This window comes from Campylobacter sp. CNRCH_2015_0338h (assembly GCF_025772785.1).
Taxonomy (GTDB): domain Bacteria; phylum Campylobacterota; class Campylobacteria; order Campylobacterales; family Campylobacteraceae; genus Campylobacter_D.
In genome coordinates, this window is record NZ_JAKMST010000027.1 from 1 (window position 1) to 1,037 (window position 1,037).

A 1,037-nucleotide genomic window follows, 5' to 3' on the forward strand; every position below is an offset into this window, starting at 1 on the left:
GAATTCGCCGGTTAAACAAACAAGAAATTTTTATTAACTAAACAAGACATTTATTATCAAGGAGTTTTATGAAAAAAATCACTCAAACTTTAACAAATAAACTAACTTTTTTTGTGGGACTAGCAATAGTAGGAATACTATTAATTGCAAATGTATTTAACTATTTAGAAATAAAACATGACACTAGAGAACTTATCAATAATTTACAAATTAAAACCATACAAGATGTTGCAAAAAATTTTGAAGACTATAGCGAATCAAGAAGTGATGCTGTAAAAGCCATTGCGCTTGAAATGAAAAAAAATCCAAATGCAAGCACCAAAGAAATTTATGATATGGTTAGAGTAATCAAAGAAGCAAGTCGTTTTGATGTATTATACGTAGGACTTGCACACAATGGCGCAATGATAAGATCTAATGGAAACCATCAAACGCCTTCTGATGGTTATGATCCAAGAACTAGAACCTGGTATACAAGTGTTACTTCTGGAAATGACAAAGTTGTGATTTCAAAGCCTTATATGGCTCCAAGCTTAAAAGCTCCTTCTTTAGCTTTTTCATACCCTATAGTTGTTAATGGTAGTTTCATAGGAGCCGTTGGTGGAAATTATGATTTAACTACATTTTCAAAAAATGTACTTTCCATGGGAAAATCAGCGAGTGGATTTGTTGTTGTTATAGATGATGATGGAATAATATTATTTCATGAACTTGAAGAGCAACTACTTAAAAAAACTACATTATCTGAAAACATAGTAAAAACATATCTTAGTAGCCCCGAAGGTAAAACCGGAGAATTATCAAAGAATTTTTTTGTAGTTAAAGACGAAAATAACAAAAATAAAGCAGTTATTTGCCAAGAAAATTCATTAGGATATAATATTTGTGCAATCGCAGATGAAGAAATATATACAAAACCCGTCAATGAAGCCTTAGTTAAGCAATCATTTATTGGTTCAATAAGTTTAGTTATAGCCCTAGTAATAATAGGATTTGTTATTAAATACAATATCTCACCACTTAAACAAATACAAACC

1 protein-coding gene is annotated in these 1,037 nt (G+C 30.3%); it reads left to right on the forward strand.

Translation table 11 applies throughout. From position 1 onward, the window contains the following. Positions 1–68: 68 nt before the first annotated feature. A partial coding sequence (locus tag L8X30_RS07865; protein WP_263679761.1) for a cache domain-containing protein occupies positions 69–1,037 on the forward strand: 969 nt, incomplete at its 3' end.